We start from the raw sequence: 25,420 nt of genomic DNA on the forward strand, positions 1-25,420 counted from the left end.
AATATGAGTAAGATGCTATATAATGACCGGATCATGGAGCGCGATAACCTGATTGATATTGAAGACCGCGGTTATCAATTCGGTGATGGTGTTTATGAAGTGATTGGTGTATATGACGGCCGGCCGATGATGATGGGTGAACACATGGAGCGATTGGAAAGAAGCGCCCGGGAACTGCGGCTGATGTTACCTGTATCAACCGCTGAAATAAAAAATAACCTGGAAAAACTGGTAGAAACGAATGGCCTTGAAGAAGGTATCATTTATTTGCAGGTATCGCGTGGTGTGGGGTCCCGTGAACACGCGTTTCCAAGTCCTGAGACACCAGCTGTAACCGTTGCTTATACACGCGAGGAAAAGCGGGAGTCTGACGTTGAGGATCAGGGAAGCACAGCCGTGTTAGCAGAAGATATCCGCTGGCTCCGCTGTGATATTAAAACGCTGAACCTGCTCCCCAACGTGATGGCGAAACAAAAAGCGGTCGAAAAAAATGCCGTTGAAGCGATTTTGCATCGCGGTGATATCATCACGGAAGCGAGTGCGTCGAATGTGTTTATGGTTAAAGGCGGTGAGCTCTACACACATCCGGCTAATAATTATATTTTAAATGGCATTACGAGACGAAAGATTATTCAATTATGTGATGAGTTGGACTTAGAGGTAAATGAACAAACATATACTGTCAAAGACCTGCTGAATGCGGATGAGGTGTTCGTATCAGCCACAAAACTGGACATCATTCCGATTTTACAGGTTGATGATCATGTGATTGGCGACGGGAAGCCAGGGGTGATTACCAAGCAGGTTTTACAGGCATTCCGGTCGCTTTATCAACATAATGTTAAATACAAGGCCTGATGGAGAGTGATTTTTACTCTCCATCACTTGACACATGGGATATGAAGGGGGTCTTTTTTTGCCACATCCAGCAACATTAACGTCTAATGGTCCGACCATTGCAGAGGTGGACCTCAATGCATTTCAAGAGAACGTCAGGACTTTAAAGGGCTTCATAGAAAATAGCAGATTCATGGCTGTTATCAAAACAAATGCCTATGGACACGGTGTGGTACCTGTCGGTCGTGCTGCCGTCCGGGCGGGGGCGGACTGTCTTGGTGTGACGATGGTTGAGGAAGGCGCACAGCTTAGGGCGAGCGGTATTGATGTCCCCATTCACATCTTAAGTTCCATTATGAGCTGGCAGGCTGCAGATGCTGTGGCATATGATCTGACTTCCTCAGTTTCATCGCTGGATTTGACAAACGCTCTGAGCAGAGAAGCGGTAAGGCAGGAAAAGAACCATCCGGTCCATTTGAAAATCGATACGGGCCTTCATCGGTTTGGCATTCAGCCGGAGGAGGCTATTGAATTTTGCCGGGACGTCTATGACTTGCCGGGCTTAGATTGGGAAGGAATTTACACCCATTTTTCAAGTGCTGATGAAGGGAAATGGGTAAGGACTGAAGAACAATTTGCCTTATTTATGGAAACAATTGCAAAGTTGAACGCACATGGTTATGATTTTCCGATTCGTCATGCCGGGGCCTCCACCATTACCATTGAACGAAAAGATATGCATTTGGATATGGTCAGACCCGGGGTTGCTTTATTCGGCTATCCGCCCGAACATCGCCAGGAAAACATGATTTCTTTGAAACCCGTTATGTCATTGAAATCCCGTCTGTTACATGTACATGAGCTACCTCCGAATACACCTGTCGGGTACGGCGGCAGCTATGTCACATCAGATAATGAAAAAATTGCCGTTGTGCCGATTGGTCATGGTGATGGCTACCATCGGGCCCTGTCCAACAATGGCGAGATGCTTGTCGGCGGCAGGCGTGCGCCAATTATCGGTGAGGTGTCACTGGACCAGACCCTGATTGATGTCACAGCGGTTCCTGATGTTAGGGCGGGGGATGAAGTTGTCTTAATGGGCAATCAGGAGGCAGATTCCATTTCAGCACGCGATGTGTCCGACTGGATGGGCAGCATTGTCGATGAAGTCTTGGCGGGACTGAAGGAGAGGGTTGAAAGAATATACAAATAGGGATATAATTATATAAAATATCTGAAAATTGGATTAAATAAAAGGGGGGGAAGACAATGGATCTTTTATCCGTTATACCGCCGATTGTTGCCGTCGTGCTGGCGATTGTTACCAAACGGGTATTGCTGTCACTGTTTATCAGCATTTGGGTCGGCGGGCTAATTGCAGCAGGTGGGGACCCGTTTTCGGCAATTAGTGTAACGTTTACATGGATGAAGGATGTGATGGTCGATCCATGGAATGCCCGGTTCCTGGTGATGACGTCATTGCTTGGTTGTGGTGCTGCATTTATGTTCAAAACAGGCGGATCACAAGGTTTGATCAATGTTTTGGAGAAAAAATTAACGACAAGAAAAAGAGTTCAGTTCTTATCGTATTTTTTAGGGATTATCGTCTTCTTCAATGATTACGTAAATTCGGTCATTGTTGGTAATGCTTCTAAAGACATTGCTGCTAAACATAGAATCTCGAGGGAAAAATTATCATATGTGCTCGATTCCACCGCTGCACCAATGGCGACAATCGGGCCTGTGTCTGACTGGATTGGATTCCAGGTTTCATTGATTGCCGGTGCGTTTGCCAGTCTCAGCGTTGTTGGTTTACAGCCATATGGTGCCTTCTTAGAATCGATTCCGTGGAATTTTTATGCGATCCTTTGTCTGCTGGCAGTTCCGATGATTATCGCAGGCAAGGACTTCGGACCAATGGCGAAAGCTGAAGAACGTGCACAGAAAACAGGCAAGCTGATACCGGATGGCTCGACACCGTTGTCATCTGTTGATCAGGACCTGGGCGAGCCCCACAAAAAAGATGGCAGTGTCTGGAACTTTATTCTGCCGCTCGTGGCACTGATTTCAGTAAGTATGTGGGGACTGTGGTATTCCGGCGGCGGACTTGAAGGAAAGTCTATTATGGCCGCACTGGAAGACACGGACGTTTCGGTTGCCCTGACATGGGGTGCTTTTGCCATGACACTCGCAGGAATCATGCAGGCACTTATTCAGCGCATGAGCCTGAAAGATGTGGAGGATACGCTGCTTGGCGGTATTAGAACCATGTTGCCTGCTTTGATCATCATCATTCTGGCCTGGTCGATCGGAACCGTCACATCAGAACTTGGTACAGCCGAATTTGTAGTATCTGCGACAGAAAGCTGGATGACGGCAGCTCTATTGCCATTCCTGATTTTTATCATTTCTATGTTTATCTCGTTTGCCACTGGAACGTCTTGGGGGACGATGTCGATTTTGACACCGATTGCGCTGCCACTCGCGTTTACCTTTGGCGGGGAGGAGCTTATTCCGATTGCTATCGGGGCTATTTTTGCCGGATCTATCTTTGGTGACCATGTCTCGCCAATATCGGATACAACGGTTATGGCCTCCATATTTGCGGAATCCGATCACATCGCCCACGTCAATACACAGGCACCATATGCACTCGTGCCAGCCGGGATTGCAGGTGTGTTATACTTAACCTATTCCATTGTCGGCAGCAGTATCATCCTATTAATAGCCGGCATTGTTGTTCAATTTTTCTTATTGCGTTATTTGGGCAACAGGTACGCAAAACGATATGCGGATCAAGAAAGCAGGATTGCATAACAGGTATACAGGCTTAGCCGGACTAGGAGGAAAAGACGATGAGACATTTCAATATTGCATTAATTCCAGGGGATGGCATCGGTCCGGAAGTAGTGGCTGAAGGCGTCAATGTACTTAAGGCAATTGAAGAATTGGATTCCGGTCTCACATTTTCGTTCACAGCTTTCCCGTGGGGATGTGAGTATTATCTGGAACATGGCAGGATGATGGAGGAAGACGGGATTGACAAGTTACGGAAATTTGATGCGATTTACCTGGGCGCTGTCGGCTATCCGGGAGTCCCGGATCATATATCACTGCGGGAACTTTTACTAAGGATCCGCAAAACATTTGATCAGTATGTCAATCTGCGTCCGATTTCACTGCTGGATCCGTCACTGACACCACTGAAGGACAAAACGGAAAAAGATATTGACATGCTGGTCATCCGGGAAAATAGTGAAGGTGAGTATGCCGGAGCGGGTGACCGACTGTTTAAAGGAAATCCCGAAGAAGTCGTGCTGCAGACGGGTGTTTTTTCCCGAAAAGGGACGGATCGGATTATTCGTTATGCCTATGAGGAAGCACGCCGGTCGAACAGAACCCTGACAAGCATCAGTAAAGGCAACGCCCTGAATTATTCGATGGTTTTCTGGGATGAGGTATTTGAGGAAATTGGAAAAGAATATCCGGATGTTACGACGTATTCCTATCTGGTTGATGCTGCCAGTTTATATTTCGTGACTGATCCGGAGCGATTTGAAGTTGTTGTCACCTCGAATCTGTTCGGTGATATCGTCACAGACATCGGTGCCGGTATTACCGGAGGACTTGGTCTGGCGACGGGCGCGAACATTCATCCGGAAAAGAAATACCCTTCCATGTTTGAGCCTGTGCATGGCTCAGCCCCGGATATTGCCGGAAAAGGCATGGCAAATCCGATTGCGGCCATCTGGTCGGTCAGCCAGATGCTGGACTTTTTTGGCGAGGAAAAGTGGGGCCAAGCTGTTTTGGATACGATTAAAGAAATGATCGGGGAAACGGAATATTTGACGCCTGACCTTGAGGGGAATGCCGCAACGAGTGAGGTTGGCGATCAGTTTGTCAAAAAATTAAGTAAAAAGCAAAAATGATTCGTTGCGGGTGATCATTTTTAGGAATGTTGATCAGATAATCGTTTTTTGGAAAATATTATACTGTAAAATTGAAGTTTTAACTGCACTTCAATCAATTTTACACTTTTGCGCCCATTCGTGAAATAGGGTAAAATATGATTAGGCTAAATAATTGAAAGGGAGGGGATTGCTTATGGAGGAGATGATTAAGAACCTTGACGAACGGATGGGGAACCTGGAAAAAATGATGGGTCGTCAGGAGCGCATGATGGAGCAGCTGATCGACATGGTCGGCAAAAATAATGAACAAATTCACGTGATGTCGGACAGGCTGGATAGAGTAGAACAACGACTCGATGGCGTTGACCAGAGGCTTGATGGCGTAGAACAACGACTCGATGGCGTTGACCGGAGGCTTGATGGCGTAGAGCAGCGGCTCGATGGTGTTGATCAGAGACTTGGTGGAATGGATCACCGGTTTGATGGAATGGATAAGAGATTCGACGGACTTGACGGTAAAGTGGATGAGTTGAGCTTTGGTCTAAAGGCTCTCAACAATCGGATATTCCAGATGGAAGGCGAAGTAGAGCGGTTTGCCAGTCAATAACACAATATGATTAAAAACCTGCACGCTTCGATAACGGGAGGTTTTTTACATATCATCAATAGTAAGGGTACTGGTCCGGGCCACTGCCGACAACATCCTGAATATACGGATTAACCGGCTCATCCGCTCCTTCGTGGATGTCATCCACTATAACGGTGAATTGCCACTCATCACCATAATCATACAGGTACAAAAAGCGCTGTTCCTTGTTCAGCCCGACGGATCCAATTGTTGTCACAGCGGCGTTGGCACCTCCCGAAATATCATCAGGTGAAGCAATACATACAGGGGACCATTTGATACCATCCATGAAAAAGGAATAGAGATGGTCGTCATCAAAAGCATAAGCCCTAATAATGATGTTGTGCAGATCATCCATTGTATGATTGGCGGACAGCACGACTTTACGCCATGTCCGGCCATTAAGAGCGACCGTGAACGTATAGGTGCCTTCCTTAAACTGTCCTTCCATTCGTGGCAGTGACTTGTACAAATCGCTTTTTGAAAATAACGGTACAAAAGCTTGATGAAAGGCTTTCGGCAGCTGTTTGGCCTGTTTTTTATCACTGTCATCCATTTCGGGCAGTGCAGATCCTGGAATAGGGTTAACCTCACCATATTCCTGCCTTAATGGGAGATTCCAGTAAAGCAGATTTCTGTCATTCATTAAAACAGGAAACATTTTTTTGCCGAAATCGGTTAATGTGATTGTTTTGGCGAAATAACTGTCCTTCTTTTGGTCATGGTCGATAGCTTCCTGATCTTTTTCGGTTATCCATAGACCGAACCATTCAACATACAAAAACAAGTCATTCCAATTATACATCAAGTTGGCAAGCAGCGTTTCATGACGTAAATCAAGGCATGATCCTGATGTTTTATCCAGTAATTTTTCCGCAACAACCGGAAAAATATCATATGTTCTATTATGCTTCATGTTTAGAAGTCTGGCCCAATTAATATCAACCCAGAACGTTTCCAGTAAAAAGAAATATTTTTCCGTATCTGTTAAATTCATAAATGCCTGCCATCTTTCCGTAACGGTTAAATGCAGCTTTTCAAATTTTCCAGTCGCCAGGATTAGCTTCCCGTTTAAGGCAATATGAAAGAAAAAATGTATATACGGATAGGATTGCTGCTGTGAATAATAGCTTGTCGCATTTGCTGCTTTTACCGACATCCGGTCATTAATGAGGGGCAGGTGTTTTCGGGAAATATACCCGTTTTTATTCGTCAGTTCAATTTTGTGTTGTGCGATATAATCCATAAACCGCTCGAAATCCGTTATAAAATGGATTGGAAACGTTTTTCGATTTGTTTTAGTGCTTATTTCATCAGTAATAGCCGTGTCCTGATTGCCGGATTCTTCCAATAAACTGTCAAATGACAATTGTTCCATCCGATTTGTATTGCCTGGGGTTTGCAAGTGAACACCTCCTTGGATCATCGCTTTGATTATATAATAGATATGGTATGAATGCTATTGATTGTGGATGACACATTGATTCTGTTGTCATGCAGCTGGTGAATATTATATAATAAAAATAATGGATTTTCAGCATGCAGATACAAAGGAGGGAGCTTTGTGATTACAAATCTCCAGGATACGGTAACGTTAAACAATGGAGTCAAAATGCCGGGTTTCGGTCTTGGTGTTTACAAAGTTGAAGATGGTGATGTCACCGTTGCGTCCGTGAAAGCAGCTCTGAAAAACGGTTACCGGAGCATTGATACCGCCTCTTTTTATGATAATGAAAGAGGTGTCGGACAGGGCATTAAAGAATCAGGCGTCCCAAGGGAAGAGATTTTTGTCACGTCCAAGGTTTGGAATGATCAGCAAGGCTATGACAATACACTTGAGGCGTTTGAAGTGAGTCTTGAAAAACTCGGGACGGATTACCTTGATTTGTACCTGATTCACTGGCCTGTCAAAGGCAAGTACAAAGACACATGGAAGGCGATGGAAAAGCTATATGAAGAAGGCAAAGTCCGGGCGATTGGCGTCAGTAATTTTCATGTGCATCACCTGGAGGATCTGATGGCAGACAGCAGCGTGAAACCTGTCGTTGATCAGGTAGAATATCATCCACACCTGACACAGGAAGAACTGAGAGCGTTTTGTGAAGCGCAGCATATCCAGCTTGAAGCCTGGTCACCGCTGAAAAAAGGCAGATTGATGGATGACCCGATCATTTCAGGACTTGCTGATAAATATCGTAAAACGCCCGCACAGGTGATATTGCGCTGGGATGTACAGAATAATGTCGTGACGATACCGAAGTCGACACATGAACATCGAATCAGGGAAAACGCTGATATTTTTGATTTTGAACTGACAGATGACGAAATGAAACAAATCAGCAATTTAAACCAGGATGACCGGACAGGCAAGAATCCGGACAGTCTGGATGAACAGTAAGGAAAGGGGGCATTCGTGCTTCCTTTTTTCGTTATGGCGGAAAAACAGCCCTGTCCCAGCAACTGGTAACCCTGGGGAAGGAAACTTCAACCGCAGGGTATAGACTTTAGTTGGAGCGCGGTATCTCCATTACATCTGGATTGCGCTTTCGTCCACTACCTCCCTTTATACCCTTTCCGGAAAATTTCCTGAACTGGGTGAACAGTAACATACGCATCAGGGTCTATGTCCGTGATAATTTTACGAAATGGAACAATTTCATACCGGCTGATGACCAGATAGAGGACCTCCCGCTGTGACCGGGTATAGCCACCTTGTCCTTCAAGCACCGTAATACCGCGTGCCATTTTATTTGTAACAGCGTCCAAGACCTCATCAGGGGAGCTGGAAATAATCATGACCGCTGTTCGTTCATTCGCACCTTCGACCACAACATCAATGATTTTTGCCCCAACATAAACGGAAATAAGCGTGTACATGGCCCGCTCCTGTCCGATAATAAATGTTGAACCAGCGATGACAGCTATATCAATGATGAGCATCCCCTTGCCGATTGTCCATCCAAACGCCTGATTGGCGAGCCTGGCTAGGATAGCGGAACCGCCTGATGTCCCGCCGGCACGGAAGATAAGACCCAGCCCCAATCCGACGCAAAGTCCCGCGAATAACGCTGCCAGCAGCATATCATCGTTGATTTCACGGCCCCAGTTAACGGTGAGATGCAGGAAAAGAGATGAAAATATGATGGCGATTATTGTATAGGTCGTGACGCGTTTTTCGAAAAACTTGTAACCGAACGCAACAAGTGACGTGTTCAATACAAAGTTGACGATGCCCGGAGACCAGTCGAACAGATAATAGGTAACAATGGTTATCCCGATCACGCCGCCTTCCGATAAACGGTTCGGGATCGCAAAATAATTGACGCCGATGGAAAATATGAACGAGCCGATGATAAGCAGAGCGACATCTCGTATGGTTTGATTCATGTACAGCCCTCCTCCGCGGATGAATAGTATCCGCAATCGAAATAATCTGCTGTCTATTATAACGAAACCTTCAGTGTTTGAAAAATGGAGAAGGTCTCGAACTCGTGCGGGAACAGTCTCAACTCATGCAGGAATGTCCCGAACTCGTGCGGGAACGTCCCGAACGCGTGCGAGAACAGTCTCAACTTGTGCAGTAACATCCCAAACTTGTGCGAGAATGTCACCAACTCGTGCAGGACGGGCACGCAATTGCACGTCACGCCGCCAACGTCACTATAAAAAAACAACCGGGCACGTTGCGTCCCGGTTGTATCAAAATTTTGTTCCTTACTCATGAAACGTGACGACACGTCCCCATAGATCTTTCGTTCCCCAGATGCCACGGCGCAGCACTTCCAGTTGGACGATTTGGCTATGGTCGACAAAGACGTTGACTTCAGGGCCATAGTTTTTAATATACCATTCGAAAACGTCCGGATCGGCTGCTTCGAACATGACGTTTTCCGTGCCGAGTTCACGGGCAAATTGGGTGGCGATACCGGTGCGCCATTCGTTGACGCTTTCAGTGATGCCTTCTGATTCAATCATCAGCATATAGGCGCCGGCGTCAAGGCAGCGTTTGCCGACTTCGATAGCCTGTGATGGGTCGGTAATGCCTTCTGCTTCATTCTGTTCAACCGTATTGGTTCCGCCGGCTCCGAATTGGACGCCGATTTCCGGTTTGGCGAGGAGGCCTTTTTTCTGCACCTTTTCAACCAGCCGGACAATGTCATTGGTTGGCATGGTGATAAACCCAGTTGAAATTTCGATAATGTCAAAGCCAAGGCGCTTGCATTCATCGAGATAATGGTCGACCGCTTCAGGTCCTTGCGTCAGAACGGTCTCCATAAAGCCGCCGGTTGATACGTGCACGTCATAATCATGAGCGAGATCAAGCAGTTCACGCAGTTTGTCTTCTGGATACAATGTGAACGATCCGCCGGAAAATTTCAGGATGTCCACGTAGTCACCCATTGTCTCCAGGATATCGCGCAAATAACGGGTACCCATGACGGCGTAGTAAGGGCCGCGAATTTCAGTGAGACCACGCGAACGCGGTTTTTCCTGACGATTGTTCATGCGTATTTTTTGAAAAGCTCTTTGATTACTCATACGATTCATCCTCCCCAAGTTTAATTTGGCCAAGCAATTCGGTTAATTCACGAATCTTCACATTCTCCAAATTCCTGATTGTACTCGCGATTTCACGGGCGAGCTGACTGTCAATACCTCTTGTCAGTCCATAATATTTTTCCATCAGGACGTCCCAACTGGCTGGCTGTGTTTTGAAGCCCTGATAATCGCGCTTTTCGACATCAAAAATCTGTCCGTCATTTGTTTCCAGTTCAATTCGGCAAGCCATTTCATCCGGGAAGCGGCTGCTGTAGCTGGCATCAGGTTTGACATCAACTTTCTGTAGTAGCTCCTGAATGTCGTCGCGGTTAATACGATTAGGTTGATATTGTTCCGGCATGACCTGGCCGTCCAGATAGGCTGCAGCCAGCATATATGGCAAAGAGTGGTCAGCTTCTTCTTTGTAGCGGATCCATTTCTTGCCGCCTTCTTCACCGCCGCCGATAATGTTGTAGGCAACATCAAACGTGGTGAGCCGGATCTGCTTAATGTTTTCTGGTTTAATATTTTCACGGTCCCGTATCTCAAGCAATCCTTCAATCGAGGATTGCGAATGAATTTCGGCATTAAAGCGCTTGATGATCGTATCGGTGACGCGTTCAAGATCTTCGTTTTTCCACTCGATGGAAAATTCGCCTGCAATTGCGTCCATCAATCCTTTATTGCCTTCAAACACCTCACGGGGTCCGCTGATGCCGTATTTGGCAAGTAGAGATGCGTGAACGGCTCCCATAGCGGTGTTCGGATAGGCAAGACCTTTCCAATTGGACAGTTCACCCGTCCGCGTTACTCTGAGTGAATGATACCCGGTTCCGGCAATTGCGACGGCATTGGCAATCTCATGGCTGTTAGCGCCCATGGCACGTGCTGCTCCGGCTGCTGCACCATATGCACCCTGAACGGTATGGTCAAACCCGTGTTTCCGGACAGGTGCGACATCTGACAAGCGGCACTGCACCTGATAGGCAATCGCTAAGGACAGTAAAAAGTCTTTTCCGTCAGCACCGGCATACTCGGCAGCTGCGAGTACCGGTGCGATGTTATCAGACGGGTGTCCCGTTTCCTCCTTGGCAAGGTAGGAGTCGTTGAAGTCAAGATAGCGAATAGCTGCTCCATTATAAAATGCTGCATTGTCAGGTGATGTTTTGCCGCCTCCGATGAGCGTCACAAGCTCTTGACCGCCAAGATCCTCTGTCATCCGGCGAATGTTTTTGACCGGCTCTCCGTTAAGAGCACCGATTGCCACACCGATTGAATCAAGCACACGTCCTTTTAATGCATCTTTTGCTTTATCGGACAGCTGAGCCCAATCGGCGTTGTGCGCCCAATCGGCAAGCTGTTCGACCATGGTTATTTCTTTTGACATGTGAGTCACCTCCAAAACGTGTTGGAAATCTCGCTTTAACGAGCAGTGTGAACACCCGTATTAAGCGGATTAAAAGGTTTAGAATGGCAAGGGTCCAACTGCTCGTAAAGATCCGGATCTGCTCAGGAACATTCGGTGGAAAAAAAGCGTTCCACTGAATGAAGTTTCACTTTTTGAAACCTCAGTGGCCACAAAGAGGAATCAGGGAGAACGTTGCTGACCTCCCTTCACTTATTATGATAGAGTATTATATGATAAAAATAAATTATTTAAAACTATAAAAGTGATATCAAATAATTATATATAGTGATAAGATGATGTTTTGGGAAGAAGAAGCAGATTGGGGATGCCAGTACTTATTTGATGTTGGCATTAATAAAATATTATTAGCGGTGTGCGGGAGGGATCCGATGCGACAAATAGTGTTGATTCTTGTTGTGGTGTTTGCTGGAGCGGCATTATTTTTACTTTTTCATAAATCAGCTGAAGATGAAGCGGCTGACGCGGTCGCGGCGTTTTATGCGTATGAGCAGGAGAGTGACTTTTCAGATTCGTGGGAGATGTTTCATCCGTTAATGAAGGAAAAGTTTGATAAAATTGACTATATCCAGGATCGTTCACACGTGTTTATGGATCATTTTGGTGTCACCACATTCACATATACCATCGGGGAAACAACAGAAATGAAGGAGTGGAGCATTGAAAACAATGCGGAGCCGATTGAGGTCGTTTATCAGGTGCCTGTCACACAGACGTTCAAAGGTGAATACGGGAATTTTAGTCTGATGCAAAATGTGTATGTGACAGAAATTGATGATGAGTGGAAGATTCTTTGGGACTATAAGAAATAAACAGCTATTTAAAAAATCCGGCATTGACCCTGTCTTTTTCGTCGTAGCTTTTTTTTAAGATCAACCTTCCTGACGTTAAAAAAGATGGCATCCATTAAAATGGATGCCACCTTTTCACTGGTTTTTTCAATTCACCTCAACACGATACAAATAAATTTTCCATGGCGACGTATTATTTTCAAAACTGCGTTCATACACCAACTCATTTTCCCGGAAATTCTCAATCGGGACAGCAGAAAAGATGTAATCGCCGCCCAATTTGGCCAGTGCTTCTGTGTTAATATTCAAATGATCGAGCACAACATCACTGTTTTTCGTCACGTCATCGTCTTTTCCCAGCTTGTCCGTATACATATACAAACGCCCGCCCCACGTGTCGAAATAATTTTGGATGGAATCATTTTTCGCCAGTTCTGGTGCAATTATTTCTCGGAATTTGTATTTATATTTAAGCGGATAGCTGTTGTTATATGTGTCGAGTGTGTAAAACCCGTTGTATTGGGCAATGGTCGGGTGGAGCCCGATGCTGACAACGCGGTAATCGGACTGGTCCTCTCCAATATAGGCTTCAATCGAATCAAACAGCTCTTCTGAATAAAACTCCGCAAAAGTCGGGGTGCCGATCCGCCCGTATTTTATTTCTTCATTAACGGAAAAAACATTCAGGAATTGCGCCATGATTAGGGCGGTGACAATGATTTTCCCGAAGTGCATATGTTTCCACAGCAGCCACAGCGCAAGGGCAAAGGCAATATACCAGATTACCGGGTCAAAAAAGTGAATCCGGCTGAAGTTGAACGTATTGGCAACCATGATATTGTCCTTTACAATACGCCAGCCTTCCCAGTACCAGAAAGCATACCATAACGACAGGGCTGCGTTGAACAGGACAAGGCCAACCAGCAATTTAGGCATCATGCGCCGGTAAGCTGCAACAATAAAGGCTAATCCGATAACCGGCAAAATGATAGATGTATGGACGGCCATGTCATGTGTGTGCCCAGTCAGAAAGTTCTCAAAGAACAGGTCAATAGTACTTGACAGGTTGTTATGCCCGAGGTCAAGGTCTTCACGGTGAGACGTAAACCCTTCATTGATAAACATCGAATAAATGATCATGTAATTTTTGACCAGATAGACACTTGTCATGCCAGCAATGGCCGTAAAAAACGCCCAGTTGCTTTGCTTGTTTCGAATCCAGTCAATAAGCCAGACAACCCCCATCAATCCAAGAAAAAACACGAATGTTAATATAAAATTTGAGAAAAAAGGGATCACCATGAGTGCCAGCCAATGATACCATCGCGCCTGCCAGCCGCGCTCGCGGATGGACAGGAATAAATGAAGCGCCAGCGGCAATCCCGCAATGGAAAGCCATCCAGATGGCCAAAAGGGCAGGAAGGCAAACGTCAGCGCGACACCGGTCACAATCCACTTTGAGTCAATAAATCGCCTTAGGAGCCAATACATCCCAAAAAATCCAGCAAGCCTTATGACAGTCTGCCCGATGGCATAAGCGGTCATCGGTTCGAACAGGACATAGAGCCACACCATGAAGTCAAACGGTGTAGCCAGTGTGCTGCGGGGAAGGCCATTGATGACGTTTGGCAGTTCGGACATGGAAAAAAACTGTCCGCTTTCAACCAGCAGTTTGTACCAGACAATATTGGAGTCCAGGTTATCGTGCAAACGGATATGTGCATTCTCACCCAAAATATAATAGGGGGACAGATAAACGGCCATCACGACACATGCGATCAGTATATGCTTATAGTTTGAAAAAACGTTTGATATGGCTGATGACATGATTCACATCCTTTTCTTCCATGCCAAAATAAAGCGGCAGACGAACAAGTTTTTCACTTTCGGCTGTTGTGTGCACGTCACTTCCGGCGAAGCGGCCAAATTTTTGACCCGCTTCAGATGAATGGAGCGGGACATAATGCGTGACAGCCATGATGCCTTGTTCTTTCAAATAATCAATTAACTCATCACGCCGGTCTGTTTTTAAATAAAACATATGGGCGTTATGGGTGCCATTTTCGGGAATATGCGGGATCGTAATGGCATCGATGTCCCGAAGCCCGTCGCGATATGTTTTCCATGTCTGCATTCTGTCTGCCATAATCTCTCCGGCATGCTTCAGTTGCACAGAAAGATATGCTGCGTTCAATTCGCTTAACAGATACGATGACCCGATATCACGCCACGAATATTTGTCAACCATCCCTCTCACAAACTGTTTCCGGTTCGTTCCTTTTTCTTGCATGATCTCGGCCCGTTCAACGGCATCCGGATGGTTGACGATTAACGCGCCCCCTTCACCGCATGTAATATTTTTGGTTTCATGAAAACTAAATGTGCTGAAATGGCCAAAAGTGCCGAGCTGCTGGCCATCATAGGTACTCGTCAGCGCCTGAGCGGCATCCTCAATCACCCACAGACCGTGACGTTCTGCGATATCCATGACCGCATCCATACGGCAGCCGACACCGGCATAGTGGACGACGACAATGGCCTTTGTATGGTCGGTAATGGCCGCTTCAATAGCTTCAGGCGATATGTTCATCGTTTCCGGCTCTACATCAACAAACCGGATGGCTGCTCCGCACAAGACGAATGCATTGGCCGTTGACACAAATGTATAGGAAGGCATAATAATTTCATCATCCGGTCCTGTCTCGGTCAAAAGAGCTGCCATTTCTAGTGCGGCAGTACAGGATGGAGTCAGAATCGCCCGCCGGCAGCCAAGATAATCTTCCAGCCAGTCGGTGCATTTTTTGCCAAAGGGGCCGTTTCCGGAAAGTTTTTGATTGGCAATCGCCTCCTGGATGGCAGCTTCTTCTTTTCCAATATGACATGGCTGATTAAAGGGTATCATTTCAAAACACCTCACAATGATTGACTTGTTACAAGGATGCCGGCGATGATCAGACCGAGTCCCACAACTTTATGTACGGTCACCGGATCGCCAAACAGGAAGATAGACAGCACGAACACGAGAACAAATGACAGGCTCATGAACGGATAGGCATAGCTGATATTAAATTTGGTCATCGCTGCCATCCAGCACAAAGCGGCCAGAAAAGCAGACAAGAACCCGGAGATAATCCACGGGTTCAGCAAGAGCTGCAGCAGGAAAAGGAATTTATCCCATAATCCTTCCGGGAGCGAGCCCGACTGATCGACTTGCCATTTTAAGACGATCTGACCATAGACAGTGAATAAAATCGTTCCGAAAATGTAAAAATAACCCATTACACGACCTCACCATTGAGCTTATGATAGACGTCAACTGTGCTGCGCAGCCGGAAGCCAAGGGCATAAAACAGGTTCAGTGACGCGACATTGGCGGCTGATATGGATGTACGTAATTCGCTATACCCGGACTGGAACTGTTCCTTGCACGCGAGGCTTGTAAATCCTTTAGCAAGCCCTTTGCTACGGTATTCCTCGCGTATTCCAAGGAGCAGTACTTTTTCGTCATCAAACCCATAAAACCCGGCTGTGCCCTGGCCATATTTAAGCGCAATAATTTTCCCGTCATTCATCAGGTCGCCCACCCAGTTCATATACCGTTTATCAGCCTGCCAATCCGGGATATTGAAGTCACGATGGAAACGCCCATTTGTAAAGACTTCCTGGGCGATTTCCAAAATCATATCACGGTCATAATCCTTAGAAAGGCTGATTCCCTCCTGTTCAAAGACAGTCAGGTTTTCTTTTTTGCAGACGGGTTCAATCAATGTATCAACGTAGTAAAAGCCATGCTCCAGAAATGGTCTGGGATTTTCAAATGGCTGTGTCTTTAAGGTGAAGTGCCCTTTGCTCCGATCCGTTTCCCTTAGTGTCGCTTCATCAGCACGCGTTAGTTCATATGTATTCATATTAAAATTTCGTTTATCCCATGGGGTTTCACGTAAATGGCTCATGTTCATCACTCCTCACTGTTATCATCTTCTGTCGTCTCACGGATCAGGTAAAGCGGTCTGCCTTTTGTTTCATTGAAAACCTTTCCGATATAAAGGCCGAGGATGCCGAAATTAAAAAAGATCAGGCCGCCGATAAAATAGATGGAAACCATAACACTTGTCCACCCTTCAACAGGCTGAGCCAGGAAGAAGTAGCGCACAAATAAGTAAAGGCCATACAAAAAGGAGCCAAGGGCTAATAAAAAACCAAATTGTATGGACAGCCTAAGCGGTTTATTGGACTGTGAAATGATCGTGTCGGTTGCCAATGTAATCAATTTTTTCAGATTATAGGATGTTTTCCCTTCTTTCCTCGCATTATGTTCAACTGGTACAGTAGCTGATTTGTAACCCATCCACTGTATGAAAAGTGGAAAGAAACGGTTCTGTTCACGCATTTGCCGGAATGCCCTGATGACCTTCTTTTGGCTAATGCTGAAATTGGCTACCGTGTGATCCGATGTTCTGCCGCTAAAATAGTCGTATACACGGTAAAACAACTGTGACGTTTTGCGTTTAAACCAATGATCCTGACGTGCCACGCGATTACCAAAAACAACTTCAAAGCCAACATGCGCTTTTTTATACAATGTCAAGATTTCCTCAGGGCGGTCTTGCAGATCACAGTCCATGACAACGACCCAGTCGCCTTCAGCATAATCGAGTCCGGCCGAGATGGCGTGGTGCTGTCCGAAATTGCGGGCAAAATCAATACCTTTAATTCGGTGGTCTACTTCATGCAATGCTTTAATCGTCTCCCATGCATCGTCAGGGCTTGCATCATTGACTAAAATGATTTCCAAATCGGCTGGAATCGATTCGATCGTGGTTATGATGCGGCTGCACAGTTCTTTCAGACACGTTTTGCAGCCATACACGGGAATAACGACAGAGATTAAGAGGTTACCTTTTCCCATTGATCCACATACCATTCGACTGTTTGGTTCAGCCCTGTTTTAAAAGATGTAAGAGGTTTCCAGCCCAGCGTATCTCTTATTTTACTGTCATCAACGGCATAACGCCGATCATGACCTTTTCGGTCTCCGATAAAGGTGATCAGCTCTTTATGACTGTGCTGTCCAGGTTTTAAGTGATCAAGAATATCACAAATCATCATCGCCAGTTCAATATTTGATTTCTCGTTGCCACCGCCGATATTGTACTTTTCCAGTGTTTGACCTTGATGAAAAATGAGATCGATGGCCCGGCAATGGTCCTCGACATACAGCCAGTCACGGACATTTTTTCCGTCTCCGTACAATGGGATCGGATTGCCTTGCAGTGCATTTGAAATGACCGTCGGGATCAGTTTCTCCTGATGCTGTCGCGGTCCATAATTGTTGGAACTGCTGGAGGTGACCACATTCATCCCGTACGTCCGCCCGAAACTTTTGACAAGCATGTCGGCCCCAGCCTTTGACGCACTGTAAGGGTTGCGCGGATCATAAGGTGTTTCCTCATTAAATTTTTCATCGCTTTCAAGCCCCAGTGCTCCGTACACTTCATCGGTGGATATTTGATGGAAACGCCCTGTTGCCAGCTCCCCCTTTTTATCCCACGAATCACGTGCAGTCTGCAGAAGAACGCTGGTCCCAAGCACATTTGATTCAATAAAGGCTTTGACGTCCTCGATAGAACGGTCAACGTGTGATTCGGCGGCAAAATGGATGACGCCGTCAATATCGTATTCGGAAAAAATGTGCTGGATCAGGGCTTCGTCAGCGATATCACCCTTGATAAAATGATAGTTTTCCAAAGCCGCAGCCTGCTGCACGTTGGCGCCTTTTCCGGCATAAGTCAATTGGTCAATGTTAATGATTTGATATTCAGGGTATCGCTTCATCATATAATGAATGAAATTCGAGGCGATGAACCCCGCACCGCCTGTCACGAGAAGGGATTTACTCATTTTGCACCAGCTCCAGTAATGGATTTTTGTCGATTGATTCCCAATATTGCTCGGTATGTTTCCGATTGGCAATTTCCATTAAGTATTGCCCATAATCGGTCTTTTTCATCCCTTCGCCTTTTTCATAAAGCGTATGTCTCGATATATAGCCCATATAATAAGCGATCTCTTCCAGACAGGCAATCTTGAATCCCTGGCGCTGCTGGGTTATTTTGACGAATTCGGCTGCTTCAAACAGGGATTCGTGCGTCCCGGCATCCATCCAGGCAAAACCCCGTCCCAGTAATTGCACGTCCAGCTGGTTGCCTTTTAAATATTCCTTGTTCAGGTCCGTGATCTCCGTTTCGCCGCGTTCGGAGTATGGCAGCTGTTTAGCAATTCGGGCGGCACGGTAATCATAAATGTACAAGCCGGCTGCAGCAAAATCAGATTTCGGGTCTTCTGGTTTTTCTTCAAGGGAGATAACTTTTTGGTTGTCATCAAACTCCACTACTCCAAACCGTTCCGGATCTTTCACCCGGCTTCCGAAAATCGTAGCGTTTTTATGGTTGCGGAGCGCATTTCTGAACAGCGTTGTGAACCCCTGACCATAAAAGATATTGTCGCCCAGAATTAACGTGACGTCATCATAGCCGATAAAGTCCTCAGCCATGATAAAGGCTTCAGGTATGCCATCGGGATGTTTCTGCTCCATATATTGAAGCCGGATGCCAAACGCGGAACCATCACCCAGCATTTCCTTGAAGCGTGGCATATCTTCCGGCGTACTGATAATCAGAATATCTTTGATACCACCAAGCATCAGGACTGATAACGGGTAATAAATCATCGGTTTATCATAGACATTAAGCAAATGTTTATTGACCCCGTTCGTGCTTGGTGCAAGTCTTGTGCCGCTTCCGCCTGCCAATACAATCCCTTTCATGCGAATCACTCCCAAAAAGGTTTAATCCAGGACATGGATTGCCGTCCATAGATGAAGATACTCCTTTAAATGTTGTTCAAAAAGTTCGGTGAAAATGACACATCGATAATCGATAGGGGATCTTCTGCAAAACCGCCCACGTCAATCGCCAACTGCAGAAGTCACCACATCCTGTGGAAGCCCGCTGCTCAAAACTGCGCCGCCTCGAACTTTGATGCGAATGACGTGCTAGTGCAGGCGTTGGCGATTGTCGTCGCGAACTTAGCCTGCCGGTCCTTTTCATCCTTCTTTTTGAACATTCACTTATAAATGCTTATTACCGTTTTGACAGAAAATAATCTTACAATTTGTTTGCATCTTGATTACAATTGTGTTTGGAATCGCCTGAATCTATGATAAATTCAATTTCCTTATAATGTAAAGAGTCCTTATACCCGATTTCCATTTAAATCGCGAAATAAAGAAAAAAGGAGCATATCACGTGACGTGGACAGATGAACGTGATGGAATGGAATTAATACTGACACCAAATCAATGAAGGAGTGGTTGCAGCATGAGTGAGCAGGATGATGCTAAAAAATTGGCAGGCGAAGCGTCAGTTGAACATATTGAAGATGGCATGACGATTGGATTGGGTTCGGGGTCGACCGTTTATTGGATGATCCGAAAAATCGGTGAATGTGTGCAGGATGGTCTTGAAGTGAAAGGTATCCCGTCGTCACGTCAGACCAAGGAATGGGCGAACAAGTTCGGGGTCCCGCTTACGGACTTTGCTCACGTGCAGAAGCTGGATATTGCAATTGATGGTGCTGATGAGGTTGATCCGCAGTGGAATCTGATTAAAGGCGGTGGCGGGGCACTAGTCCGGGAAAAGATTATTGCAGCGGCTGCCCGGAAGTTTGTCGTGATTGTCGATGAATCGAAGCTGGTTACCCGGCTGGGGGCTTTTAAGCTGCCGGTTGAGATTTTGCCGTTCGGGTGGGAAACGACTGCAGGAAGGATTGCCGAATTGGGTGGCGAGACAGTTTTGCGCCTTGTCGGTGATGATGTTTTCGTGTCAGACAATGGCAACTATATTGTAGATTGCCGATTCGGTGGCATAGACGATCCCGAAACACTCCACCAACAACTGAAACAGCTGACCGGTGTTGTGGAAACCGGTTTGTTCACGGAAATGGTCGATGAAGTGATTGCCGGTTATAAGGATCAGGCAAAACCGGTATCGAAGGACTGACATGGCGTTTTTAGTATAAACCTATGTGCCCGAACGGCGATCGAGAACGGTGGAAAGGTCAGAGAGAAGTCATCTCAGTGCCCGAACGGCAAGCGGAAACGAGCAAGAGGTCAGATAGAAGGTTTCTCAGTTCCCAAACGGTAAGCGAAAACGGGAGAATGGTCAGATAGAAGGGTTCTCAGTGCCCAAACGGTAAGCGAAAACGGGGGAAAAGTAAGAGAGAGGCTCCCAGTGCCCGAATGGATCCCGAATCCTATCGAAACGACATACGGGAGCAAGGCCCGGGTCCGGACGGTGCTGGCATTATTTTTACCGAATTCTGGCGATATTTCTGCTGGAATAAGAATTGACATTATGGTTCTATAAAAATGAAGTAACAGAAACGTCATGCTAATATGGCACTAATCGGGACACCTGTGAGCGTAACTTCTTTATACGAACGAATTGCCGTGTTAAGTAGCTTTTAATCAATAGGGGTGGATGACAATGAATTTCGGAACAATTGGTACGGGCTGGATTACAGATGCGTTCATTCAAGCAGCAAAGGAATCATCAGATTTGACCCATACAGCCGTTTACTCAAGAACATCGGATAAAGCTGAGGACTTTGCCGGGAAATATGAGATTGAAAATATTTATACCGACGTAGAAGAAATGGCGGCAAGTGATGCACTGGATGCGGTTTATATTGCTTCACCCAATTCGCTGCACCATGAACATGTGATGACTTTCCTGCGCCACGGGAAGCATGTTATTTGTGAAAAGCCCATTTTCTCAAACTTTAATGAATGGGAAGAAGCTTACCGGACAGCAGCCGATCAAGGCGTTTTCCTGTTTGAAGCGATGCGAAACTTGCATTCGCCCAATTTTATAAGCCTGCAGAAAGGCCTCGAAGAGATTGGAAAAGTCCGCAGTATGATTCTGCCGTTTGTCCAGTATTCATCAAGGTACGATAAATACCTGAAAGGTGAGGCGCCGAATATATTTACGACGCAATTTTCAGGAGGCGCACTGGTGGAGTTGGGTGTCTATCCTTTGTCGCTTGTAGTCGGACTGTTTGGCAAACCAGTGGACGCTTCATATTTTCCGGTAAAGCTCGATAGCGGTGTGGACGGCAGTGGCACGCTCGTTCTGACGTATCCGGGTTTTACCGGCACTGTTCTTTGTTCGAAAATAACCCAGTCTGCCAACACCTGTGAGATTCATGGCGAGAAAGGGTCGCTGGTGTTTGAGAATGCGGGGGATATGTACTGGCCGCGGGTAGTGATGAACGATACCGGGGAAGTGACGCCCCTTGAGGCGGACGATCACCCGAACAATATGGTTTATGAAGCCAGAGAATTTGCCCGTATTATCAAGTCCGGTGACAAGGATGAATATGAACGATTGAAAAAACTCAGTCATGATGTATTAGCTGTGACGGAAAAGGTCCGGCATGAAAGCGGGATCGTTTTTGACAGTGAGAATGGTTGAATAAGGGCTCCACGAGGGGGCCTTTTTTTATGCATATATGGGGAGCGACCCTCCCGTTCAGTTTAGAGTGTAGACTTAAACTGCCCACGGCGGCAACTTCTACTTTAACGCCTGCTCGAGTTGTAACAAGTCAACGACTGCATTATATTAGAGTTAAAGATATTGAAGGGAGAACATTATGAACATCGTGGTTGCACCGGATTCATTTAAAGGAAGCCTGACATCGAAACAAGCTTCGGGAATTATGGAACAAGCTATCATGTTGGTAGATGAAAAGGCTCAGGTTACCTTGAAGCCTATGGCGGATGGCGGGGAAGGTACATTGGAATCATTGCTTGCTGCAACGGAAGGAGAGCATGTGCCAATAACGTGTATAGGACCGCTGGGCAATACAGTTGACACATCGTATGCCATAGTTAATGGCGATACAGCAATTATTGAATGTGCCAGCATTGCCGGGCTGGTTCAGGTTCCTGAAAATAAACGGCATCCCGATGTTACGACAACGTATGGAATTGGAGAAGTCATGCTGGATGCAATGGATAACGGCTGCAATTCATTTGTGATCGGCCTTGGAGGAAGTGCCACGAACGATGGTGGACTGGGAATGCTTAAGGCACTGGGAATGAAAGCATGGGACCAGCATGGCAAAGAAATTGGTCCGTTTGGCAGAGATGTGCAGCATGTAACCGATGTCAGTTTTGCAGGCATTGATCCGCGACTTGCGGGAGCAACGATCAAAGTGGCCTGTGATGTGGATAATCCATTATGCGGGGAAAAGGGGGCAACGTATGTTTACGGACCGCAAAAAGGGCTGGCTGTGGGTGAAATCGAACTATATGATGCCGCCTTAAACCAGTTTGGGGATGCAGTCGAGTCAGTATTGAACAAACCGTTAAAAAATATTGCCGGTGCCGGAGCTGCTGGTGGGCTCGGTTTTGCCTTATTGGCTCTTGACGGTGATCTTGTTTCGGGAGCAGAACTGTTGGCAGATACCATAGATGCTGAAGAAGCAATCCGTCATGCTGACCTTGTTCTGACAGGGGAAGGACAAAGTGATGAACAGACGCTTTATGGAAAAGCGCCGGGTTACATCGCCTCGCTTGCCGAAAAACATCAGGTTCCGGCCATTTTGATTTCAGGCAGTCTGGATGACGATTTGGATGTTTTAAGAGAAAGATTTGCAGGCTGTTTCTCGATCGTTAATAAGCCGATGTCACTTAAAGAGTGTATGGAAAAGGCTGATGCGCTACTTTGTGAGCAGACAAAGCAAGTGATTCAACTGGCCAGTCAGTTCTAAAAAGGAATGTCCCTTTTTCATCTTTCATTTCAATTGTAGATATAGAAAATTGGATTTGAAGGAGATAAGGAGATGCTAAATGAAAATCACAGGGGATGAAGAAAACCCCTGATCGACGTTTCACTTTATGAATAAGGTCCGGAAAATTCACCCGGACCTTGACGAATGCTAAAGCAATCCAAGCTGTTTAAGGCCAGTGGAAATGCCATCATCCGCAACACTCGCTGTCTTATGTTTGGCATACTGAAATAGATCCTCATGGGAATTACCCATGGCAAAGCTTTCACCGACAGTACCCAGCATTTCTTTGTCGTTCATCCCGTCGCCAAATGCAATAGCCTGTTCCCGTTGAATATCAAGAAGTTCGAGAATTTGTTCAACCGAATAGCCTTTGTTGACATTTTTCCGCAGAATGTCATAGCTGTTTTCGGCTCCATTGACATGGACAGGGGAAAGGCGCAAGTTGGATTCAATTTCATACAAATGGACTTGCTCCGGCGGCACGTTGAGGACGGTCGCGCCCAAAGTCTTATCCGTAATCTCAGGTGTGAATACCGCATTGGCTTTAAGGTCGAAAGTATCAATAAACTGGCTGATGAATGGCCGGTCAAGATTTGTGAAATAGTTCTTTTCGCGTGTGTACATGATCAGCTCGTGGTCATTTTTGGACGCAATATCAATAAATTGCTTCATATTCTGCTCCGGGATTGGCTCGTTGACAATTGTCTTCCCCTGATGGATGGCAAAAGCGCCGTTGTACGCGATAAATGAATGAATATCCAGGTCTTCCGCCAATTCGCTGATTTCATGAAGCGGGCGGCCTGTTGCCAGAAAAATCTCAAGACCCTGCTTTTTGACAGTGGATATTGCTTGCTTGGTTTTGTCAGAGTACGTGTGATCCGGTTTTAAGATGGTTCCGTCGATGTCGAGAAATAGAAGCTTGTATGTCATGTTAATCTCCTTGGGCTTGTGTTAATATCTAAAAGTATTTTAGCATAGGGCGTTATTTTTTGCGAAGAAATGTTTTAAATCGTTAGTTTAGAGGAAGATATCTAAATGCATAGTTAATTTGAACTAAATACAACGACTTATTAGGATCGGATGACAATGGCGAAGTTTTCAGGAAAAGTTGTCGTTATTACTGGCAGTGCCGGTGTAATAGGAAAGACAACTGCCGAAATGTTTTTAAAAGAAGGTGCCAGTATCTCATTGGTTGATATGAATCAGGAGTCTCTTGATGAGGCCAAAAACAGCCTTGGACAATATGGCAATGTGATGACAGTCAAAGCAGATGTTACAAATGAAGATGAAGTAAAAAATTACGTCAAACAAACCGTTGATCAATTCGTTACTATCGATATCTTTTTCAATAATGCCGGAATTGAAGGGGAAGTTGCCCCAATCGTTGAGCAGACAGTGGAAAATTTCAGTAAGGTTCTGACTGTTAATGCTAAAGGAATCTTTTTAGGATTGAAGCATGTTCTACCCGCCATGAAAGAACATGGAAGTGTGATTAATACTTCTTCAGTAGCTGGATTAGATGGCTCACCCGGCGTTTCACCCTATATTGCTTCGAAACACGCCGTAGCAGGCATCACGAAAACAGCAGCACTTGAGGTAGCACAGGATAATATACGCGTCAACTCCATTCACCCTTCACCGGTTGATTCACGGATGATGCGCTCACTCGAAAAGGGAATGAATCCCGAAAATGCCGAAGAAGCAAAAACAGCACAGGAAAATGCCATTCCATTGGGACGGTATGCCGAATCCACGGATATTGCCAAATTGGTCCAGTTCCTTGCCTCGGAGGACAGCAGTTTTATGACAGGCGGACAGTACCGGATCGATGGTGGTATGGGAGCGATGTAATTTGTTAAAAGGGTATTTGCCGAAGTTACAGGTAAAATGCTGAGTTTTATAACATATTCGCTAAAGTTCACAATTTCCGACACAATGATCAGGGGGCGTCCAATATTGGACGCCCCCTGATATGCAATTTTTAACAGGGTTAAATAATGGGCCATGCCAAACACTAATGTTGAACAGATGAAAACAAATAATGTCTGTTCGAGTTCCCACGAGGAGTGATCAGTTGTGGCAGATAACAAAAATGATTTGTTGGTGCCTGGAGCAGAGGATGCAATGGAAAACATGAAAGAAGAAATTGCAAATGAATTTGGTGTCCAGCCCGGAGCGGATACAACTGCACGTGAAAACGGCTCTGTGGGGGGCGAAATGGTCAAACGCATGATCAAAATCGCCGAATCAGGCATGTCCAATAACCAAAAATAAGGTAAATGGACCTGCGCTGGCGAAAAAGCCGTTCCAGTTATCTGGAGCGGCTTTTTCATGGTTCGGGAGTTTTGACAAGCGGTTCATTGTAAGGTAGACTTTTTACCTTACATGATAACTTTTATAGTGGCAAATAATAAGAAAAGATAGAACTTGTATT

24 protein-coding genes are annotated in these 25,420 nt (G+C 45.8%); 12 read left to right on the forward strand and 12 right to left on the reverse strand.

Features of this window, described 5'->3' with window-relative positions; genetic code table 11:
• The first annotated feature begins 3 nt into the window (after positions 1 to 3).
• The 5 genes from dat to E4U82_RS02910 all read left to right on the forward strand — a co-directional run bounded on the left by dat (position 4) and on the right by E4U82_RS02910 (position 5,355).
• Complete coding sequence (gene dat / locus E4U82_RS02890; RefSeq protein WP_135108533.1) at positions 4 to 858, forward strand: D-amino-acid transaminase; 855 nt, start codon at positions 4 to 6, stop codon at positions 856 to 858.
• A 58-nt stretch (positions 859 to 916) separates the two neighbouring features.
• A complete protein-coding gene (gene alr, locus E4U82_RS02895) occupies positions 917 to 2,050 on the forward strand; it encodes an alanine racemase (RefSeq protein ID WP_135108534.1) in 1,134 nt (377 codons plus the stop codon).
• A gap of 56 nt (positions 2,051 to 2,106) precedes the next feature.
• Positions 2,107 to 3,654, forward strand: a complete 1,548-nt coding sequence (locus E4U82_RS02900) for a Na+/H+ antiporter NhaC family protein (RefSeq protein WP_135108535.1) — start codon at positions 2,107 to 2,109, stop codon at positions 3,652 to 3,654.
• A 38-nt stretch (positions 3,655 to 3,692) separates the two neighbouring features.
• Entirely contained in the window at positions 3,693 to 4,766 is a 1,074-nt protein-coding gene (locus E4U82_RS02905; protein WP_135108536.1) for a tartrate dehydrogenase, read from the forward strand.
• A 175-nt stretch (positions 4,767 to 4,941) separates the two neighbouring features.
• Positions 4,942 to 5,355 carry a hypothetical protein gene (locus E4U82_RS02910; RefSeq protein WP_135108537.1) on the forward strand — a complete coding sequence of 138 codons (414 nt, stop codon included), beginning with the start codon at positions 4,942 to 4,944 and terminating at the stop codon, positions 5,353 to 5,355.
• Positions 5,356 to 5,410: 55 nt separating this feature from the next.
• Here E4U82_RS02910 and E4U82_RS02915 read toward each other — a convergent pair whose 3' ends face one another.
• Positions 5,411 to 6,781 carry a plasmid pRiA4b ORF-3 family protein gene (locus tag E4U82_RS02915; RefSeq protein WP_135108538.1) on the reverse strand — a complete coding sequence of 457 codons (1,371 nt, stop codon included), beginning with the start codon at positions 6,779 to 6,781 and terminating at the stop codon, positions 5,411 to 5,413.
• 159 nt (positions 6,782 to 6,940) lie between these two features.
• Here E4U82_RS02915 and E4U82_RS02920 point away from each other — a divergent pair, with 159 nt between their 5' ends.
• Positions 6,941 to 7,774, forward strand: a complete 834-nt coding sequence (locus E4U82_RS02920; RefSeq protein ID WP_135108539.1) for an aldo/keto reductase — start codon at positions 6,941 to 6,943, stop codon at positions 7,772 to 7,774.
• Positions 7,775 to 7,929: 155 nt separating this feature from the next.
• Here the strand turns inward: E4U82_RS02920 and E4U82_RS02925 are convergent, their stop codons facing one another.
• From E4U82_RS02925 to E4U82_RS02935, 3 genes are all read right to left on the reverse strand, one after another.
• Positions 7,930 to 8,763: a YitT family protein gene (locus tag E4U82_RS02925; protein WP_135108540.1), complete on the reverse strand. Its 834-nt coding sequence runs from the start codon at positions 8,761 to 8,763 to the stop codon at positions 7,930 to 7,932.
• A gap of 327 nt (positions 8,764 to 9,090) precedes the next feature.
• Positions 9,091 to 9,915, reverse strand: coding sequence for a phosphosulfolactate synthase (locus tag E4U82_RS02930; protein ID WP_135108541.1), 825 nt, complete (start codon positions 9,913 to 9,915; stop codon positions 9,091 to 9,093).
• The gene (locus tag E4U82_RS02935) at positions 9,908 to 11,302 is read right to left on the reverse strand and encodes an MmgE/PrpD family protein (RefSeq protein ID WP_135108542.1); all 1,395 of its coding nucleotides are present in this window, start codon (positions 11,300 to 11,302) and stop codon (positions 9,908 to 9,910) included. Before E4U82_RS02935 ends, E4U82_RS02930 begins: the two co-directional genes overlap by 8 nt.
• Positions 11,303 to 11,712: 410 nt before the next feature.
• On the opposite strand from E4U82_RS02935, the gene E4U82_RS02940 reads away from it, so the two are divergent.
• The gene (locus E4U82_RS02940) at positions 11,713 to 12,153 is read left to right on the forward strand and encodes a hypothetical protein (protein WP_135108543.1); all 441 of its coding nucleotides are present in this window, start codon (positions 11,713 to 11,715) and stop codon (positions 12,151 to 12,153) included.
• A gap of 126 nt (positions 12,154 to 12,279) precedes the next feature.
• Here the strand turns inward: E4U82_RS02940 and E4U82_RS02945 are convergent, their stop codons facing one another.
• Genes E4U82_RS02945 through rfbA form a run of 7 tightly spaced genes read right to left on the reverse strand, consistent with a single transcriptional unit; the run spans position 12,280 to position 18,958 of the window.
• A complete protein-coding gene (locus E4U82_RS02945; protein WP_135108544.1) occupies positions 12,280 to 13,959 on the reverse strand; it encodes a DUF6044 family protein in 1,680 nt (559 codons plus the stop codon).
• Positions 13,922 to 15,034 (reverse strand): dTDP-4-amino-4,6-dideoxygalactose transaminase, encoded by a 1,113-nt coding sequence (rffA, locus tag E4U82_RS02950; RefSeq protein WP_135108545.1) that lies wholly within the window; start codon positions 15,032 to 15,034, stop codon positions 13,922 to 13,924. Before rffA ends, E4U82_RS02945 begins: the two co-directional genes overlap by 38 nt.
• 11 nt (positions 15,035 to 15,045) lie before the next feature.
• On the reverse strand, positions 15,046 to 15,411 hold the full coding sequence (locus E4U82_RS02955; RefSeq protein ID WP_135108546.1) for an EamA family transporter: 366 nt from the start codon (positions 15,409 to 15,411) through the stop codon (positions 15,046 to 15,048).
• Positions 15,411 to 16,085, reverse strand: coding sequence for a GNAT family N-acetyltransferase (locus E4U82_RS02960; protein ID WP_135108547.1), 675 nt, complete (start codon positions 16,083 to 16,085; stop codon positions 15,411 to 15,413). The genes E4U82_RS02955 and E4U82_RS02960 overlap by 1 nt, the downstream gene beginning before the upstream one ends.
• Before the next feature lie 5 nt (positions 16,086 to 16,090).
• Positions 16,091 to 17,041 (reverse strand): glycosyltransferase family 2 protein, encoded by a 951-nt coding sequence (locus E4U82_RS02965; RefSeq protein WP_135108548.1) that lies wholly within the window; start codon positions 17,039 to 17,041, stop codon positions 16,091 to 16,093.
• Entirely contained in the window at positions 17,020 to 18,033 is a 1,014-nt protein-coding gene (gene rfbB / locus E4U82_RS02970; protein ID WP_135108549.1) for a dTDP-glucose 4,6-dehydratase, read from the reverse strand. Before rfbB ends, E4U82_RS02965 begins: the two co-directional genes overlap by 22 nt.
• A complete protein-coding gene (gene rfbA, locus E4U82_RS02975; RefSeq protein WP_135108550.1) occupies positions 18,026 to 18,958 on the reverse strand; it encodes a glucose-1-phosphate thymidylyltransferase RfbA in 933 nt (310 codons plus the stop codon). The genes rfbB and rfbA overlap by 8 nt, the downstream gene beginning before the upstream one ends.
• Before the next feature lie 553 nt (positions 18,959 to 19,511).
• Here rfbA and rpiA point away from each other — a divergent pair.
• The 3 genes from rpiA to E4U82_RS02990 all read left to right on the forward strand — a co-directional run bounded on the left by rpiA (position 19,512) and on the right by E4U82_RS02990 (position 22,965).
• On the forward strand, positions 19,512 to 20,192 hold the full coding sequence (gene rpiA / locus E4U82_RS02980; RefSeq protein WP_135108551.1) for a ribose-5-phosphate isomerase RpiA: 681 nt from the start codon (positions 19,512 to 19,514) through the stop codon (positions 20,190 to 20,192).
• A 486-nt stretch (positions 20,193 to 20,678) separates the two neighbouring features.
• Entirely contained in the window at positions 20,679 to 21,665 is a 987-nt protein-coding gene (locus tag E4U82_RS02985) for a Gfo/Idh/MocA family protein (RefSeq protein WP_135108552.1), read from the forward strand.
• A gap of 178 nt (positions 21,666 to 21,843) precedes the next feature.
• Positions 21,844 to 22,965, forward strand: a complete 1,122-nt coding sequence (locus tag E4U82_RS02990; RefSeq protein ID WP_135108553.1) for a glycerate kinase — start codon at positions 21,844 to 21,846, stop codon at positions 22,963 to 22,965.
• Between the two features lie 168 nt (positions 22,966 to 23,133).
• Here the strand turns inward: E4U82_RS02990 and E4U82_RS02995 are convergent, their stop codons facing one another.
• A complete protein-coding gene (locus E4U82_RS02995; RefSeq protein ID WP_135108554.1) occupies positions 23,134 to 23,916 on the reverse strand; it encodes an HAD family hydrolase in 783 nt (260 codons plus the stop codon).
• Between the two features lie 156 nt (positions 23,917 to 24,072).
• On the opposite strand from E4U82_RS02995, the gene E4U82_RS03000 reads away from it, so the two are divergent.
• Together E4U82_RS03000 and E4U82_RS03005 are read left to right on the forward strand one after the other, a co-directional pair.
• A complete protein-coding gene (locus tag E4U82_RS03000) occupies positions 24,073 to 24,837 on the forward strand; it encodes an SDR family NAD(P)-dependent oxidoreductase (RefSeq protein WP_135108555.1) in 765 nt (254 codons plus the stop codon).
• A 225-nt stretch (positions 24,838 to 25,062) separates the two neighbouring features.
• Positions 25,063 to 25,260 carry an alpha/beta-type small acid-soluble spore protein gene (locus tag E4U82_RS03005; protein ID WP_135108556.1) on the forward strand — a complete coding sequence of 66 codons (198 nt, stop codon included), beginning with the start codon at positions 25,063 to 25,065 and terminating at the stop codon, positions 25,258 to 25,260.
• Positions 25,261 to 25,420 lie beyond the last annotated feature (160 nt).

The sequence above is a fragment of the Lentibacillus salicampi genome (assembly GCF_004565465.1).
In the GTDB taxonomy this organism is placed as follows: domain Bacteria; phylum Bacillota; class Bacilli; order Bacillales; family Amphibacillaceae; genus Lentibacillus; species Lentibacillus salicampi.

Bases quoted from the DNA above. Each gene is read 5' to 3' on its own strand.
- dat (WP_135108533.1), top strand. From the start codon at position 4: ATGAGTAAGATGCTATATAATGACCGGATCATGGAGCGCGATAACCTG.
- E4U82_RS02900 (WP_135108535.1), top strand. From the start codon at position 2,107: ATGGATCTTTTATCCGTTATACCGCCGATTGTTGCCGTCGTGCTGGCG.
- E4U82_RS02905 (WP_135108536.1), top strand. From the start codon at position 3,693: ATGAGACATTTCAATATTGCATTAATTCCAGGGGATGGCATCGGTCCG.
- E4U82_RS02910 (WP_135108537.1), top strand. From the start codon at position 4,942: ATGGAGGAGATGATTAAGAACCTTGACGAACGGATGGGGAACCTGGAA.
- E4U82_RS02925 (WP_135108540.1), bottom strand. From the start codon at position 8,763: ATGAATCAAACCATACGAGATGTCGCTCTGCTTATCATCGGCTCGTTC.
- E4U82_RS02930 (WP_135108541.1), bottom strand. From the start codon at position 9,915: ATGAGTAATCAAAGAGCTTTTCAAAAAATACGCATGAACAATCGTCAG.
- E4U82_RS02935 (WP_135108542.1), bottom strand. From the start codon at position 11,302: ATGTCAAAAGAAATAACCATGGTCGAACAGCTTGCCGATTGGGCGCAC.
- E4U82_RS02940 (WP_135108543.1), top strand. From the start codon at position 11,713: ATGCGACAAATAGTGTTGATTCTTGTTGTGGTGTTTGCTGGAGCGGCA.
- E4U82_RS02945 (WP_135108544.1), bottom strand. From the start codon at position 13,959: ATGTCATCAGCCATATCAAACGTTTTTTCAAACTATAAGCATATACTG.
- rffA (WP_135108545.1), bottom strand. From the start codon at position 15,034: ATGATACCCTTTAATCAGCCATGTCATATTGGAAAAGAAGAAGCTGCC.
- E4U82_RS02955 (WP_135108546.1), bottom strand. From the start codon at position 15,411: ATGGGTTATTTTTACATTTTCGGAACGATTTTATTCACTGTCTATGGT.
- E4U82_RS02960 (WP_135108547.1), bottom strand. From the start codon at position 16,085: ATGAGCCATTTACGTGAAACCCCATGGGATAAACGAAATTTTAATATG.
- E4U82_RS02965 (WP_135108548.1), bottom strand. From the start codon at position 17,041: ATGGGAAAAGGTAACCTCTTAATCTCTGTCGTTATTCCCGTGTATGGC.
- rfbB (WP_135108549.1), bottom strand. From the start codon at position 18,033: ATGAGTAAATCCCTTCTCGTGACAGGCGGTGCGGGGTTCATCGCCTCG.
- rfbA (WP_135108550.1), bottom strand. From the start codon at position 18,958: ATGAAAGGGATTGTATTGGCAGGCGGAAGCGGCACAAGACTTGCACCA.
- rpiA (WP_135108551.1), top strand. From the start codon at position 19,512: ATGAGTGAGCAGGATGATGCTAAAAAATTGGCAGGCGAAGCGTCAGTT.
- E4U82_RS02985 (WP_135108552.1), top strand. From the start codon at position 20,679: ATGAATTTCGGAACAATTGGTACGGGCTGGATTACAGATGCGTTCATT.
- E4U82_RS02990 (WP_135108553.1), top strand. From the start codon at position 21,844: ATGAACATCGTGGTTGCACCGGATTCATTTAAAGGAAGCCTGACATCG.
- E4U82_RS02995 (WP_135108554.1), bottom strand. From the start codon at position 23,916: ATGACATACAAGCTTCTATTTCTCGACATCGACGGAACCATCTTAAAA.
- E4U82_RS03000 (WP_135108555.1), top strand. From the start codon at position 24,073: ATGGCGAAGTTTTCAGGAAAAGTTGTCGTTATTACTGGCAGTGCCGGT.